This is a genomic window from Sulfurimonas sp., assembly GCF_032250635.1.
Classification (GTDB): Bacteria; Campylobacterota; Campylobacteria; order Campylobacterales; family Sulfurimonadaceae; genus Sulfurimonas.
In genome coordinates this window covers 1-16,158 of the sequence record NZ_JAVVFL010000025.1, presented here as the reverse complement: position 1 = coordinate 16,158, position 16,158 = coordinate 1, and the positions used below count along the sequence as shown (strand labels likewise).

The following is a 16,158-nucleotide window of genomic DNA, read 5'->3' as shown; positions in this document are numbered from 1 at the left end:
GTAGCGATTAACGCTTAGAAAACTGACGAGAACGACGTGCTTTACGCTTGCCTGGCTTCTTACGTTCAACAATACGTGAATCACGAGTCATCATGCCCTCAGGTTTTAGTATAGCTTTTAACTCTGGGTTAAATTTTACTAATGCGCGAGAGATACCATGACGAAGTGCGTCAGCTTGACCACCGAAACCACCGCCTAAAGTAGTAGCTACGATATCAACTGCCGTATCTTGTTTTGTTAGTGCTAAAGGTTGCTTAACACGAAGTTTTTTCGCCTCTAGTCCGCCTAACCATGCGTCTAATGAAAGACCGTTGATGCTTATGTTTCCGCTACCCGGAGTTAACCATACTTTTGCTATTGACGCCTTACGACGACCTGTTGCATATATTTTTGCCATCTGGTTTCCTTACTTAGCTAGTTGTGCAGTGTGAGGATGCTCAGCACCTGCATAAATTTTTAATTTTTTAATCATTTTAGCACCAAGCTTAGTTTTAGGAAGCATACCGCGAGTAGCTAATTTGTAAAGCTTCTCAGGATTTTTCTCTAAAAGCTCAGTCATTTTAATGCTTTTAACACTACCGAAGTAGCCAGAGTATGAAAAATACTCTTTGTTAGCAATTTTACCAAGACCGTTAAATTTCGCTTTTGAAGCGTTAACGATAACAACAAAGTCACCACAGTCAATGTTTGGAGTAAAACATGGTTTGTTTTTACCGCGAAGTATAGTTGCAACTTCAGTGATAATACGACCAAAAGTTTTACCTTCAGCATCAATCAAAACCCATTTTTGATCGATTTGTTCAGGAGTTGCAATTTTCGTAAATTTCATTCTTGAACCTTTCAAGTAATTTTCTTAACATCAACATAGTAAAATGTCTGTTTAATTGGCGAAAGTATATCTTCTTAACCTTATAAGTAGCTGAATTTATGGTTTTTTTAAGGTTTGTCTACTCTACAGAATTTGTTTTATTTTTGAAGTTATTGTGTAAGTTTTATAAATATTCAATATTTAAAATGCTACAATGAAAAAGTATGGAATAATAGCATATTTAACAAATTAACAAAAGTAGTAAAAATGGGTGTAGGTTTGGTATTTAAAAAGGGGTTGTTTGCTATTTTATTGCTACTCTTTTGTGTCTATGTAGATGCAGCTGAAAACCAAAGGGTTATAGAGGAGTTAAACTCTCCCATGCCTGAGATTCCGTTAAAGAGGGCAATGGGTGCAAAAGCGTACAGTGACGCTATAAGCTCGGGGGAGTATAACTATGTTGGCAACTCAAAGTGTCGTCTATGCCATAGAAACTTTTTTATAGGAAGAAAAAAAGATCCTCATGACCATGCCATGGAGAGTCTTATTGCACTTGGGGAAGAGAAAAACTCTCACTGTCTTATGTGCCACTCTACGGGTCATGGGATGCCGAGCGGTTTTGTCGATATGGAAAAAACTCCACGTCTTGCAAATGTTCAGTGTGAAGGTTGTCACGGTCCGGGGAACGTACATATAGCACTGGCAAAAGACAAAAGTAGAAATGAAACAAAGAAGTTCACAGGAGGAGGCTTTCTAGCGGGAGGGGACAATCCCGAGATAGTTAGAAAATTGTGCACAAGCTGCCATACGAGCCGCTGGAATAGGTCTTACCATGACATTGACAAAGTATACAACAGCTACAAAAAAGCTGATAGGAACACGGGGCACTAATGATTTCACTTGTTAAAAAATATACGGTTCCTATAATACTATTCTCACTAGTTGTGGGTATAGCTTATCTATCTTACTACAACTACAAAACGCAAAAAGGTCTCCTGCTCAGACAGTTGCACAACAACTCTCTTAATGTTGCAAGTTCGGTATCCTCGGCGATAGAGCGGTTTCATGATATAAAATCTACGATAAACCTTCAAAAACTTGTAAATGATGTCTCTTTCAGGCTTGAAATATTTGAATTTAGATATCTTGAGCCGGACGGTACCATTAGAAATTCAATGTTTAAAGAGGAGATAGGAGAGGTTCTATCGTCTAAAAGTTTTCTTGAGACGACAAAGGGGAAACGTAAATTAAACTCATTCTCTTTCGAGGTTCGAGACTTTGTAGAGGTTATGTCAATCTACTATCCGATATATCTCAACGAGAAGCTTGTAGGCATAATTGATTTGGCGGTTGATATCTCTGAGTACAATCTTCAAAATGGCCTACAGGATAACTTTTCCATACTCAGAAGACAAGTTGACATTCAAAACCTTCTAAAGTCTATGGACGGTTCTATAACAAACTCTCTTGCGATACTTACAAAAACAAACATAAATGACTTTTTGCGTGCTTATATTGAGTCGGCAAAAAATATTGTAGAGGTCTCAATCATAGACCCACAAGAAAATATCTACGCAAGCAGCGACAGCAAACTGGTTGCAACAAAGCTTACAAACAGAAATCTTCCCGACTCAAGCATGATAGAAATTGAGGGAAAGTTAAGATATAGAACAATTATCGACTCACATGAGCACGACAACAATGAAAAGATGAAGCTGATGCTTCTAATTGATGCAACAACTTATTTAAACCATGAAAACAGACTCCTTACAACGGCTACGGTAACTGCCGCCATTGCTCTTTTATTTGCACTCTTTACCTCAAGACTTATCTACTTCTCGGCACTTGAGCAGTCTCGAAGTGAAAAAGAGCGTTTAGAGCATCTTGTAAAAGTGCGTACAAGAGAGATAGAGCTTCTAAGTCAAACCGACTCTCTTACAGGTCTTTGGAACAGACGCCATTTAGAGGAGAGCTTGGAGAGTGAATTTAAGAGAGCAAAGCGCTACAATAAAGAGCTCTCTATTATGATTATTGACCTTGATTATTTCAAAAACATAAACGATACATACGGTCATATGGCAGGAGACGAGGTATTAAGAGAAGTTAGTTCCAGAATTAAAAAGTGCCAAAGAGAGACGGATTTTATTGGACGTTACGGCGGCGAAGAGATCGTAATTATCCTGCCTGAAACAGATCTTCATACGGCATCGAAAGTAGCAGAAACAATTAGAGGGACGATAGAAAAAGAACCTGTAGAGTTTGAAGAAGAGACAATAATCATAACAGCAAGTATAGGCATCAGCAGTCTACGAAGTGAACATGAGAACTACGCAACGCTCTTCTCGGAGGCTGATGAAGCACTCTACAACGCTAAAAAATTAGGCAGAAACAGAGTCGAAGTTTTTTAGACCTTACTAATCTTAATGCCATCACTTAGAAGATAACAGATATACCCGGTTGCATCTTCAGCGGTTATCTCTTTTATAGCTCTCACATAAGAGCCGACTTGCGAGACATGCTCTTTATGATGAGAAAGAGAACTCTTATAATCAATGATATTCCAGCTTGGGAAAAGGCTCTCTTTGAGGGAGTTGCTTCTTACTAACAAGTCTATATATTTAAGATTTTTTTTGTATCTTATCGCCTTTTCTCTATAACACTCCCCATCTATCAAAGAGATAAACTCACTATTTTGAAGAAGCATCTCTACTCTGCGCTGCATATCTTCTATCTCTTCATCGTCCAATATATCGCCGTACTTGTTTATCATCATCGCTTTTGCATCAAGAATAGTTCTCTCATCAAACTCTGAGAGCATCTCAAGCATATAGTGGAGAGCTATTCCGAAATTGATTGATTTAAGATCATCGTCCTGACTCTTTTCAACAGCCAAAATATCGCTCTGAGTTCCGTAGTAAAGCTCTCTATACCCCAGAGATACAGCTTCTTTTTTCTCCTCTGGCTGCTCCTGTTTTTTACATCTCAAAGTGCCGAAAACCTGCTCTTGAAGCTCCAAAATATCAAACATGGAATCTTTTGATTTTAAGACTATAAACAGATTCTCTCTTGCTCTTGTAAAAGCCACATACAGGGCATTGAGGCTATCTTCAAGCACAAGAGTCTTCTCTTTTAAAAGAGCCTCTGCATACTCGGCATCCACCGCATCTCTGCCTTTTATGCGCAGGTAGATATTTTTAAGCGAAATGCCCTCATACTCGTAAATAATGGCATCACGTGAGGGCGGAGCCTTCTTGAGCCTGTCCATTACTATGACATGCTCATATTCCAAGCCTTTTGACTTATGAACGGTAAGCACTCTCACGCCGCTTAGCTCGGAAGCTGCCGCGCTCATGTCCATCCTCTCATACTCAAAAAGAAGCGCTTCTATATCGCTGTAGGATGATATTGCACTCAAAAATCTTAAAAGGTTAAAGTCATTCTCAAAAAGCCCAAACTCCTCTATTGCCCCTTTAACAACATCCAAGATAGTGCTTTTGTTGAAATCTACTCTCTTTATGGAGCGCACTTCCTGCGAGATAAGCGCATAAAAGTTCTCTTTGTAGATCTCTTCGCCAAAATATTGGTACTTTAGGTACTCCAAAATTGCTTTAACGCCATTTTGGTTAATAAGCTTTGTCGTCGTCTCCGTCACAACCTCTATGTTTTGCGCATGCAACGCCGCCTCAATCTCTTGCCCGTCACCATTTGTTGCGCAAAGAATAGCTATCTCATTGCTATCGGCTCCCATGTCAAGAAGTCTCTTTACCTGTACGACAACCTCTTGAAGCAGTTCGTCATTTTGAACAACCTCTACGTAACCACCATCAGCCCCATCTCTAACAAGTTGCGGCGTGTAGTTTTTTATTCTTTGCTCAAAAACTCTGTTAACAAACGAAACAACCTCTCTTTGCGAACGGTAGTTGGTCAAAAGCTTCTCTACATGAGTGTTGTTCTGCTCTCTTACAACATCAAAAAGAGCGCTTACCCCGCCGCGAAACCTGTAGATGGACTGTTTCACATCTCCCACAAAAAAGAAGCTTCCATTTTCAAAAATACCCTTGCCGGAGGTTATCTCATTGATGAGCGGCTTTAAAATAGCGTACTGCAAAATGCTTGTGTCTTGAAACTCATCGAGCAGCATATGTTCTATCTGCGCATCGAGTCTAAAATAGAGAAATTCACTATCCTCAAGAAGATTGAGTATCTCATAGACAAGATAGGTTACATCGCTAAAGCTGAGCTCTCCATCATCCATGTATAGCGCTTTTTTACTCTTTGCATAGATGTCTACAAGCTCTTTTATAGCAAAAAAGAAGTTCTGCTCTTTTGCTCTGTTTTGCTCTCTTATATCCTCTTGAATGCTATGAAGATGTCTGTCCATCTCAGGAGTAAAACACTTCTTAAAAGTACTGTACTCCAGCGTTTCTCTGCCTATCCAAGCCTTTGCGCACAGCTCCTCAAAGTTTTCTGCTTCAACGGATTTTATGGCAGTGCTTGAAGCATCTTTGCATGAGGAGATGATTTTTCTAAGCTCATCCAAACTCTCCATCGCCCTGTTTTCAAACTTGCTATAATCCTGCTTTTTAAACTCTATATGCTTTAACTCTTGGAACTTAATATAAAACTCATCCAACAACTCAAATATATTGGTAAGCCTTTTGTTTGAAGCAAGAGAGAGCGTGATAAGCGTCTCTTTTTTGCCCGCTACACTCACCTCTTTTAAAAATCGCATAAGGAGTTTTAGCTCATGCTGTGAACCAAATGTCGAAAAATCAGGCATCAAAGAGGCATAGAGGGAGAACTTTCTAAGAATCTTCGTAAAGAAGCTGTCAATCGTCATGATTTTTGTATGTGCGTTTAAAAACTCCTCTAAAACCCTGTTGCGATTGGCAAGCAGATACTCTAAGGAGAGCTCTGTAACCTTGGCTATCTCATAAAGTTCATCCCTGCTATCAAGCTCCTCAAGTGTTTGAACAATCCTCTCCTGCATCTCGTTTGCCGCTTTGTTGGTAAATGTAAGAGCAAGTATCTTCGAGGGTTCAGCGCCCTTAAAAAGCAGGCTAAGGTAACGCACGACAAGCATAAAAGTCTTACCGCTTCCCGCACTCGCTTCGTAGGCTAGGTTATCTATAAACACAACGTCTCCATTTATTATTTTTCGCCTTGCTTTATGCTCTTTAGATACAGCTCTTCAACTTTAGCTCTCGCCCAAGGCGTTTTTCTAAGAAACTTCAAACATGAGCTAATAGTCGGATTTATCAAAAAACATCTTATGTCTACTTTGTTCCCCAACTCTTTAAACCCATAACGCTCAACCAAAGTCTCTAAAATATGTTGCAGATTTACACCGTGCAGCGGATTGTTTTTGTTTTTTTCTTCTTCACTCATTTTTTAGCCTTTATTTAAAAATTGAATTTTTCTCTCGTTCCAATGCTCCAGCGTTGGAATGCATATTGCAGCCATTCAAACTTATGTATGCCTTCCCATCAGAGACGCTTGGAACGAGAAACTATTCTCTTCCGCACATAATTTTATAGTCGCAGAACAGGCAGCTCTTCACATCTTCGCACTTGCTAAAATTTACATCTTCGATATTTAGCAAATCTTTTACATGTGATTCCAGAAGTGCCAATTTCTCTTTTAAAAGTGGCTCATCTACTATTTTAGACTCTTTTAGGTCATAGTATCCGCACTTTGTTATATTGCCTAATCCGCCCGCCAGCAGATAGTAAAACTCCAGCTGGAAGTCTGTAGCCTCTGTGAAGTTTTTCTCAGTGTAGAGAGGGTATGCGCCTGTTTTGTAGTCAAGTACGGCTATCTCGTTTGCACATTTATCTATGCGGTCTATTACGCCCTCCAACGCCATTCCCGCGAAGCTTGTCTGCATCTTTTCTTCACATCTATATACTTGCCAGCCTTTGGCAAATCTCTTTACTTCGTTTTCGCAAAACAGCTCCATTCTTCTCTTTTGCATGGCTATAAGGTACTTCTCAAGCTCACTCTCTCCGCACGCATTATCAAGCTCTGCATGTAAATCTTTTTTCAGCATCTCTACGTCATCATAAGAGCTTTTTTTGCTGTAGAGCTCTTTTAGCGCTTCATGAACATCCAAGCCTATCTCATACTCTTTGGGCATATCTTTTGGTATCTCATGCCCCTCTATATGCTCTATATATTTGTGGTAATATTTTCTCTTGCATGTAAGAAATATTTTTAGTTTTGTGGCGGAGAGGTTTTTGCCCCTGAAGCTGTACTCTAAAACTATCTCCTCTTCCTCTTTGACTTTTGGCATACCGTTTGCAAAAAGCACTCCCGCATAAGAGTCTTCGCCGTAGATGCTACTCTCTTTTATGCCAAGCTGTTTTAAAAACCTTGAAGCACTGCTCTCTTTGGATTTTACAAAAGAGATTGCAACCTCTCTGCTTGAGTTTATAAGCATCTCATAGTAGTGTTTTTGCAGATTTTCCCGATCGCTCATGGTCGGCAGATTTGCCATCTCTCTTACATGCGTGTTTAAAAACATATCTTTATCGCTTTTTTTAGGAACGTTATTATCGCTAAAGTCAACTATTACAACCGCGTCAAACTCTACAGAGCGGGTCTCTAAAACACCCATGACGGTTATCTTTCCGCCTCTTACATCATCGATTGTCCGGCTTGAGAGCCTTTGGAGGAAAACAAGCAGCAGAGATTTCACGCTCATCTCTCTCATAAAAGGGAGGATGTTTTTAAGACCATAAAGCTCCTCATTAAAAATCTTAAGCTCTCTTTTGGAAGAAAAACTCTCTTTATAGCTCTTTAAAAACTCTAAAATCTCTGTATCTTTGCTCTTTTTTGCATAGATTGAGCGAAGCGGAGCGTAAAACTCATCCCCAACTCTCTCCAGTCTCGCCTCATTCTCTTTGGAATCCTGCTCAATATAGCTGCATGTCGCATCGAGCTTCTCATAGATGGAGGTTGTGCTAAATGGTTCTCCCATGGCAAAGTTAAAGTTTGATTTTGTATCAAAACTCTTAAGCAGCTGCGCAAACTTCTCATCTGGCAAAATAACTGCAATGTTTTCAGCCCTGTAGCCCATCTGCACAAAGTCATATATCTTTTTTTTAACAAATGCCGCCTGCAAAAGAGGCTCGCTAAAGGACTCACATGTCACTTTTGTGTTTTGTTCTATCATCTCTTTGTGAAATATCTCTTTTGTATTTAGCGAGATTTTATATCTGTTTCCCGCCTCGAGTCCTATGCCTAAAGATAAGAATTTTTTTTGCATCTTGGTGTTAAATCTGCTCGCACTAAAGAGAATATTTATGCTGCTGAACTCGCAGCACTTCTCTAGAAGCGCTAGCTCAAAGTTTGTCAAATGACCATCAACATGAAGCTCTATATTTTTATATTTTTTTATGTACGCTCTGTTGAAAGTGTAGAGTTTTGGCAGAAATATTCTATCTAGAAGTTTCCGCTCCCTGCAGAGTGCCTCATATCTTACATATAGCTCCCCAAGTATGGCTATATGCTCCTCATACTCGCCGTAGATGTCCGAGGTTGCCAAATCTTTTATGTCGTACATCTCTGCACTTAACTCTTCAAAAAATTTAAATATGTAGGATGAGTTTTTTGTAAAGGTGAAAAAGTTTCTCTGGATTTGAAGATTTGTGAAATTTTTAAAGTCGCTCGCCTCAAGCAGAAGCAAAATCCTGCCATCTTCATCGAGCGCCTTAAAATCTTCGACCATACAGAGCTTTGAGATAAATTCACTCATAGTAATATAGTTTGGAAGAAAGAGGGTAGAACCCTCTACATGGAGAAGTTTTTGTCTTATTGCGCGAGCCGAGGGGAGGACAATCAAGGATTCATTCATAGGCTAATTATAACCTAATATTCTATGATTTCCTTGGCTCTCGTATCTGCTTTTACGTTGTAAAATCTATGAAGTTCATCTACGGTTACTTTTGCCATAATGTCCCATCTTCCCTCTTGCGGAAGCTCAATTGTACTGAAAGTGTAGACTCCGTTTTTAATTTCTGGGTTACTTAACTCTTGATCATGCTTATGGTTGTTAGGTCTTGTTACGACTACTTTTATCTGCGCATCGTTTACCGGATTGGCATCTAAATCGCTTACTCTATATTTTATACTACTACCTTGAACATTAAGCCCATCGGTTATATACTCTATTTTGTATCTATTATTAAACGCTATTGCGGCTTTTAAAATATCGTTTGCTTGTGCGTCAGCCTCATGATAGCCCATCATATATGTATCACTATTCTCAACCGGAAGCGTATTCGCAACAACTATTGTCGCAACACATGCACTAAATATAAATATGATTGAAGCAGCGATTGCGTATGGCCAGATTCTGCCGTTACCTAGATTCATTTTTTTGCCTCCTTAGATAAAGTTTTCTTTTAATGTAAAGAAATATACCATAAACAACAATAGCGTAAAACAGTACTTTTACTATTAGTATGCTGATTTGATTTGCATTGCCTACCGCATTTTCCAAAACTACGCCTTTGCTTGCTGCGATCTGCTCTGCGATATCTGCATAGCCGTTAAACATAGAACCCGAATACTTACCTAAAAGCTCGCCCTCTTTTGCTTTTTGAGCAAGTAGCGGCAAAATCGTGCCGCCGCTGCTCATGTCGCTAAAATCCATATTAAGAAGTGCGACAACAAATGCTTGAACGGATGATGAAACAGGGCTTAGCACCTGTTTTTTGTCAAAATACTCATATAATGATGTCTGGTTCGCGTAAATATCAACTTTTGAGTCCATTTCAGAAAACGTAAGTAAAATAGTAGGCTCGCTAAAATCTTTCATTAGCTCTTTTTCATACTCTACTATATTCATCTTCTGCGGCAACTCCTTAAGCATTACAAGCCTTAGAGATATTCCCGTTTTTTGATGGAGCTCTAAGCCAAGTTTTTCAACCTCTACATTAAACGCAGGATTAAAAATAAGTTCATCTTTATATAAATAGTTTGCAAAAAGAGAAGTGTTAAAAAACAGCGCTAGTATGAGGGCGCTAAGCCCTCTTGAAAACTTCAAAGAAATTTCCTAGCCAATGTAGAGATGATTTGGCGTTAAAACCGCATAAAGAGTATACAGAGCCATTATAACCAGACCCCATGAAATGATTTTTTCCATTCTACCCTCCTTACTTAACATCTACCAAATGTTTAGCGTTATCAACGCTCTTCATTTGTATAAGATGCTCATCTTTAATATCATAAAAGTTTGTCGCACTTGTGTTTTGAACATTTATTGCCCAAGCTGTTAATCCAACCAAAATAACCAAAAGCAAAACAGTTGCTATTAGCATGCCGGTTATACCGTCGAGAGAAAATATACTTCTGTTATCATTCATCCCTGACTCCTTATTTACTTATGTTAACGATGTAAGCGCCAACAGCTTCTTTTTGCTTATCGTTAAGTCTGTCAAACTTAGGCATAGCGCCGATTATACCTTTTTTGCCATGCGTGAGAACATTGTTAACTAATGCAATATCAAAATTTCTGATATTTGGAGCCATTCCGTCGATTCCTCTGCCGTCTTCACCGTGACACATTGTACAAGTGCCTGCAAATATATCCGCGCCTTCACCGCTAAAACCGTTTGCTACATAAGCAGAAACAGTATCTATCTCAGCATCTGTAATCGGAACATAACCCGAGTTGGCATTCATTAAGCCATTACGATCAGGCATCGGCATCTCAAAGCCTAAAAGCTTGTTGTTTGAACCATTCTCGATAACAGCCTTGACTGATGCTTCATCCATTCTAATGTTTAAATTAGCCGCTTTTCCATCAATACCATCAGCACTAAGACCATGACAAACTTTACACTCTGCCAAGAAAACAGATTCGCCCATCTCTACAAGCTTATCGCCCGTAATGTCTTTATATTTTACTTCAAATTTTGCATTGTGTGCAGCAACGTCTTCGTTGTACTCACCGATTTGTGAATATGCATTTACCGGATAACCGATTGTAAAATACCACATTCCCCATACCATTGTAAGTAAAAACATAACTGCCCAACCGGTCGGAACACTGTTTTTATACTCACCTATTCCATCCCAGTTCTCATCCACGAGCTCACCGGATGCACTGTCAACCTGCATCTGGCGTACATACTTGATTACGACGAAAACAGTAATTATTACTAGTGCAATCGCTCCCGTAACTGCAAGTATATTGACAATATCATCATTTAAACCACCCTTTGTGCCACCAACAGATAAATATGTCAGTACCAACATCAAAGCAGTAAATATGATTCCCCCAAGATAAAGCTTATTCATATCTCTCTCCTATTTCTCTGCGCACCCTCAGGGGTGCTTTTGTCATCAGACTTTGGTGATACCGGAGCATCATCCAAGTCGTCTTTAAGTGCCATATCACTGTAACTCTCATAGTCAACTCCATCTGTATCTTTCTTCTTGGTATAGAGATGGTATATATAACCATACAACGCTATGACAAGAAATATTATTAATGTAAAGTATCCGTATGCTTGTAATTGTGCTATATCCACTACAAACCTCTACTTGAGACTATTCAAATATGCAATCAATGCAACTATCTCAGGAATCTCGCCACGAGCCACAGCATCTTTGACATCTTGATCTCTCATGTCTGCCGCAATAAGCTTCGCCTCTTCTAATGCCAACTCATTTGCTTCTGTTATACTAGCGCCCATTTTAACGATTTTTTCAGAACCGTCTTTCATAGGCACCGGCTCATTGTAAGGAACTGAGAAGTATTGTGCTACAGTCAACTGCTCCGCAAACGCCGTCTCAATATCAGCTTTATTTGCAAACATCCACTTATATGCCGGCATAATCGAGCCTGGAACTACAGAAGCAGGATCTTTCATATGATTTTCATGCCAGTCGGTAGTTCTATAGTTACCCACACGCATCAAATCAGGTCCAGTTCTTTTAGAACCCCATAAAAATGGTCTGTCATATGCATACTCACCGCTTAGAGAGTAGTGACCATAACGGTCAGTCTCTGATTTAAACGGACGAACAAGCTGTGAGTGACAAGCATTACAACTATTTTTAATGTAAACGTGACGACCTGCAAGCTCTAGAGTAGAGTATGGAGCCGTACCGATTACGGGACGAGACGCTTGAGCAAAGTTTGGAAGAATTTCCACTAAACCTGCAAACGAAATTACTAAAAACACACCTACCGCAAAAAAGAACGGATGTTTTTCTAACCAATGAAACATATTAAATCCTTTCTATTAAGCGCCCATAGGCGATGCATTTTGTAGCTCACGCTCTTCAACAGGGCGAGCAGACATAGTTTTATAGATGTTATAAGCAAACATCAAGAAACCTACCAAATAGAGAAGTCCACCTACACCACGAATAGCGTAGTAAGGATGTAAAACAGTAACCGTATCAATGAATGAGTATGCTAAGTTACCAAACTCATCATGCGCACGCCACATCATACCCTGCGTAATACCTGCAATCCACATAGAAGTGAAGTATAGAACAACACCCAGTGTTTGGATCCAGAACTGCGCAACCATTAAAGACTTAGAGTAAATCTCACGTTTAAATACACGCGGAGCCATATGGTAAAGCGCAGCCATAATCATAAAGCCTACCCAACCAAGAACACCATCATGAACGTGACCGACAATCCAGTCTGTAAAGTGTGCTATTGCATTAACTGATTTAATCGCTTGAATAGGACCCTCTAATGTTGAGAACATATAAAAAGTCGAAGCTAAAATCATAAACTTAATCAACGGAGAAGCCGCAACTTGTTGCCACTCACCCTTCATTGTAAGAAGCATGTTGATAGCAGAACCCCAAGACGGAAGAATCAATATTATGGAGAATATTGAGCCCATAGTCTGCATCCAATCAGGAACAGTTGAATATAAAAGGTGGTGTCCGCCAGCCCATAGATAAACAAACATCAGTCCCCAGAAAGAGAGAAGTGAGAGTTTATATGAGTAGATTGCCTGACCAGACTCTTTTGGTAAAAAGTAGTAGATCATAGCAACAATAGGAACCGTAAAACCAAATGCAACCGCATTGTGACCGTACCACCACTGAACAAGAGCATCGTTAGTACCTGAATACATAGAAACAGAGTGATACCATGCACCTATGCCAGACTCACCGGCAGCCGATGTTCCGAGTATTGTAGGTATTTCCATGTTATTGAAAAGGTAAAGCATTGCTATTCCCAAGAATGTAGCAATATAGTACCAAATAGAGATATAGAGTGATTTTTCACGGCGAATACCGATAAGACCAAACATACCAATACCCCAAATAACCCAGACAACTACCACTCCAATATCAATAGGCCACTCAAACTCAGCGTACTCTTTTGAAGTTGTTACACCTGCAAGAAGTGAAACAACAACTGCCGCAACAACAACCAAATAGAGCCAGAAGTGTATCTTGCCCAAAGTCATCAAGAACTTTGACTCTGCCATTGACACTTTTAAAACACGCTGTCCAACATAATACCAAGTAGCAAAAACACCACTTAACGTAAAACCAAATATTACCGCATCTGTATGCAGCGGACGAAGACGACTAAAGTTAGTGTACTCAGCCAAGCCTTCTCCAAGAAATAGGTTAACTCCTGGAAAAGCAAGCTGAAACGCTAAAATTACACCGATGAGCATGCCGACAATTCCTAAAATGATTGTTGTAAACATAAACATCTTAGCAATTGTATAGTCATACTCTAATGGACGATTCTCCATATATAGCCTCCTTAAAGATTCAAAGCAATTAAGTCTATTAAATTAAGCTAAATTTATTAAACTAATTAACAGGTAGTATAATAACAGTATAAATGTTTAAAATTTCTTAAATAATGACATGTTTTTGACAATTTTTACAAATTTGTTAATAATCTATTTACAATTAACATAAAATTAACAATTTGCTGTTATGAGAAGGGGTTGCAAAGGACGAATCCTTATCTTTTAATTAAAGATAAGAACTCATTGAAGATATATCTGCTCTCTTTTGGTCCCGGACTTGCTTCGGGGTGATGCTGTACTGAAAAAATCGGGGCATTTTTGTATTTTAGCCCCTCGATCGTATTGTCAAAAAGATTCATATGCGTAATCTCTGCAACCTCTACTATATTTTCTGGAACATTGTAGTTGTGATTTTGAGCCGTAATCTCAACAAGCCCTGTTTTTATATTTTTAACCGGCTGATTTCCGCCATGGTGACCAAATTTTAGTTTATATGTATCGTATCCATGCGCAATTGAAAGAAGCTGATGCCCCAAACATATTCCAAACATAGGTACTTTTGCGTCTATTAGCTTTTTTATCTGCTCTTGCTCATGCTTAAGAACCAATGGATCGCCTGGGCCGTTTGAGAGGAAAACACCGTCAATCTCTTTTTTGTTGTATCTATCTATAAGGTTTTGCGCACTAAAGTCATTTGGAATAACCTCAACGCCCATCTTCGCACCCACAAGCTCGTTTAAAATATTTCTCTTTACACCAAAATCCAAAACTACTATATTTGCTTCTGGCTGTGGCGCTGCGTTGTATTCAAACTCTCTGTCGTTATAGACGGACTGCGTGTGCATGTACGGGGTTTTCGTACTTACCTGCTCTATATAGTTAATCTCCCCTATTCTAGGGGTGCTGCTTAGAACTTTTTTAAGCTCCTCTTTGTCGCTTATCTCTGTTGAAGCAACCATCATCATAGCGCCTTCGCGTCTTAACATCTTTGTTATATATCTTGTGTCAATATCGCAAATACCCATAACATTTTGCTCTTTTAAAAAATCGGCAAGCGAACCCTCTGCTCTAAAGTTAGAGTATCTCTCTTGATATTTTCTAACAATCACTCCCTTTGCATGGGCAGCACTGCTCTCCATGTCTTGAGTGTTAACGCCGACATTACCTATCTCAGGCATAGTAAATGTCACAAACTGTCCTGCATAAGAGGGGTCTGAGACTATCTCTTGATATCCACTCATGGAGACGTTAAAAACCACCTCTCCCACTACGCTGCCCTCTGCGCCGAAACTGTTTGCCTCTAAAAAAGTTCCATTTTCAAAATATAACCAAGCTTTTTTTAAACTACTCATGTTCACTACTCCATGCCTCTTTTTGAAAGCTCTTCTTTGTAGAGCTTTTCATATAAAATGTCAAATTCATCAGTTCCGGGGATGTATCTTTTTTTGTATGTTCTGATTTTGTCCATAATAATGGTATCAAGTTCAGAAGCTTCCGTAATAAATGATGTGATTGCATTATAAATAATATTTTTTATACGATTTTCCGTCACGTCAAAGTGGATCAGATCCTCTTCATAAAGCTCGTCTAGAATTTTGTGTGAGATATCAGAGTATCTCTCTTCATAATTCAAAAGCACGCCGAACTCCGGAGCTAATTTCTTCTTAATCATAAAGAAGAGCTGTCTCTCATCAACAAGATTAAACTCTATCTCCTCTTCATTTGCTTCACATATCTCATGTACCTTCTCTTCAAGAGCCATCTCCTGCTTGACATCATGTACTAATATCTTCTCGGCCTCTTTTGCAACGTTCTCAAGACCCTTTGTCATCGTAACAACACCACTTTTATTTAAATCAATTGCGACTTTATTGGCTATATGAGGTATAGTTTTAAGTGATATTTTCATCGACGGACCTTATTTGTATAGAATTAAATTTTTGTATTTTACAATAAGTAAGGTTAGTTTACGATTAGAAAAAGGTTATTTTGACAAAAGTGTGCCAAGCTTTTCTAGCTTCTTGAGTTTGCGTCAAAGTACTCTTCAAACATATCTTTAGTTAATGGCTTAGAGAAGTGGTAACCTTGCAATATATCACAACGCTCTTTGATTAAAAACTCTTTTTGCAACTCTGTCTCTACGCCCTCTGCGACAATCTTTAAGTTTAAATTTTTGGCAATATTTAGTATGGTTTTTACCATATTTGTACTATCAATTGAATCATTCAACTCAAATATAAACGATTTATCTATCTTTAACTCATCTATAGGGATTTGACGCAGATAACTAAGGGATGAGTATCCGGTACCAAAATCGTCCATGGAGAAACGAATGCCACATTTTTTTAGCCTGTTCATCTTTTCAATGATAATGCTCACATCCTCAGCAACACTTGTCTCAGTCATCTCAAAGACTATTTTTGACCTTAACTCATCACTCAGATACTCTTTGCAGAGCTTCTCTACATCATCTATAAATGTTGTGTGAAATATCTGTCTCATGCTTATGTTAATGGAGAACTGTTCAAGCTCTATACCTTTTTCATCCCAGCTTTTAAATGTTTTAAACGCCTCTTGGAGAATAAAGTAGCCAAGCTC

General features: G+C 39.0%; 17 protein-coding genes. 2 read left to right on the top strand and 15 right to left on the bottom strand.

All coding sequences use genetic code 11. The features are described from left to right. Window positions 1-7: 7 nt before the first annotated feature. Together rpsI and rplM are read right to left on the bottom strand one after the other, a co-directional pair. Window positions 8-397, bottom strand: a complete 390-nt coding sequence (gene rpsI, locus RQ763_RS02840) for a 30S ribosomal protein S9 (RefSeq protein WP_314151051.1) — start codon at window positions 395-397, stop codon at window positions 8-10. Window positions 398-406: 9 nt separating this feature from the next. Further along, window positions 407-829 carry a 50S ribosomal protein L13 gene (gene rplM, locus RQ763_RS02835; RefSeq protein WP_314151050.1) on the bottom strand — a complete coding sequence of 141 codons (423 nt, stop codon included), beginning with the start codon at window positions 827-829 and terminating at the stop codon, window positions 407-409. A gap of 246 nt (window positions 830-1,075) precedes the next feature. Between rplM and RQ763_RS02830 the strand changes: the two genes are divergently transcribed. Then, entirely contained in the window at window positions 1,076-1,699 is a 624-nt protein-coding gene (locus tag RQ763_RS02830; RefSeq protein WP_314151048.1) for a cytochrome c family protein, read from the top strand. Next, window positions 1,699-3,216 carry a diguanylate cyclase gene (locus tag RQ763_RS02825; protein ID WP_314151047.1) on the top strand — a complete coding sequence of 506 codons (1,518 nt, stop codon included), beginning with the start codon at window positions 1,699-1,701 and terminating at the stop codon, window positions 3,214-3,216. Before RQ763_RS02830 ends, RQ763_RS02825 begins: the two co-directional genes overlap by 1 nt. On the opposite strand, the gene RQ763_RS02820 is transcribed toward RQ763_RS02825, so the two are convergent. The 13 genes from RQ763_RS02820 to RQ763_RS02760 form a co-directional block, all read right to left on the bottom strand. Then, the gene (locus tag RQ763_RS02820; protein ID WP_314151045.1) at window positions 3,213-5,945 is read right to left on the bottom strand and encodes a RecB-like helicase; all 2,733 of its coding nucleotides are present in this window, start codon (window positions 5,943-5,945) and stop codon (window positions 3,213-3,215) included. The two genes, RQ763_RS02825 and RQ763_RS02820, sit on opposite strands and share 4 nt — an antisense overlap. Window positions 5,946-5,959: 14 nt before the next feature. After that, window positions 5,960-6,196, bottom strand: a complete 237-nt coding sequence (locus tag RQ763_RS02815) for a VF530 family protein (protein ID WP_314151043.1) — start codon at window positions 6,194-6,196, stop codon at window positions 5,960-5,962. A 121-nt stretch (window positions 6,197-6,317) separates the two neighbouring features. Further along, window positions 6,318-8,663: a PD-(D/E)XK nuclease family protein gene (locus tag RQ763_RS02810; protein WP_314151041.1), complete on the bottom strand. Its 2,346-nt coding sequence runs from the start codon at window positions 8,661-8,663 to the stop codon at window positions 6,318-6,320. Window positions 8,664-8,677: 14 nt separating this feature from the next. Further along, a complete protein-coding gene (locus tag RQ763_RS02805; protein ID WP_314151039.1) occupies window positions 8,678-9,184 on the bottom strand; it encodes a FixH family protein in 507 nt (168 codons plus the stop codon). Beyond that, window positions 9,171-9,857 (bottom strand): 3-dehydroquinate dehydratase, encoded by a 687-nt coding sequence (locus tag RQ763_RS02800; protein ID WP_314151038.1) that lies wholly within the window; start codon window positions 9,855-9,857, stop codon window positions 9,171-9,173. The genes RQ763_RS02805 and RQ763_RS02800 overlap by 14 nt, the downstream gene beginning before the upstream one ends. Window positions 9,858-9,966: 109 nt before the next feature. Then, window positions 9,967-10,176 (bottom strand): DUF4006 family protein, encoded by a 210-nt coding sequence (locus RQ763_RS02795; RefSeq protein ID WP_294928961.1) that lies wholly within the window; start codon window positions 10,174-10,176, stop codon window positions 9,967-9,969. 10 nt (window positions 10,177-10,186) lie between these two features. Further along, on the bottom strand, window positions 10,187-11,113 hold the full coding sequence (locus RQ763_RS02790) for a cbb3-type cytochrome c oxidase N-terminal domain-containing protein (protein WP_314151036.1): 927 nt from the start codon (window positions 11,111-11,113) through the stop codon (window positions 10,187-10,189). Next, entirely contained in the window at window positions 11,110-11,346 is a 237-nt protein-coding gene (locus tag RQ763_RS02785) for a cytochrome c oxidase, cbb3-type, CcoQ subunit (RefSeq protein WP_314151035.1), read from the bottom strand. Before RQ763_RS02785 ends, RQ763_RS02790 begins: the two co-directional genes overlap by 4 nt. 9 nt (window positions 11,347-11,355) lie before the next feature. Then, window positions 11,356-12,048, bottom strand: a complete 693-nt coding sequence (gene ccoO / locus RQ763_RS02780) for a cytochrome-c oxidase, cbb3-type subunit II (protein WP_314151033.1) — start codon at window positions 12,046-12,048, stop codon at window positions 11,356-11,358. 15 nt (window positions 12,049-12,063) lie between these two features. After that, window positions 12,064-13,557 (bottom strand): cytochrome-c oxidase, cbb3-type subunit I, encoded by a 1,494-nt coding sequence (gene ccoN, locus RQ763_RS02775; protein WP_314151032.1) that lies wholly within the window; start codon window positions 13,555-13,557, stop codon window positions 12,064-12,066. Between the two features lie 218 nt (window positions 13,558-13,775). Beyond that, window positions 13,776-14,912: a glutamine-hydrolyzing carbamoyl-phosphate synthase small subunit gene (gene carA, locus RQ763_RS02770; protein WP_314151031.1), complete on the bottom strand. Its 1,137-nt coding sequence runs from the start codon at window positions 14,910-14,912 to the stop codon at window positions 13,776-13,778. 5 nt (window positions 14,913-14,917) lie between these two features. Continuing rightward, entirely contained in the window at window positions 14,918-15,469 is a 552-nt protein-coding gene (locus RQ763_RS02765) for a DUF507 family protein (protein ID WP_314151030.1), read from the bottom strand. Window positions 15,470-15,573: 104 nt separating this feature from the next. After that, a partial coding sequence (locus RQ763_RS02760) for an EAL domain-containing protein (protein WP_314151028.1) occupies window positions 15,574-16,158 on the bottom strand: 585 nt, incomplete at its 5' end.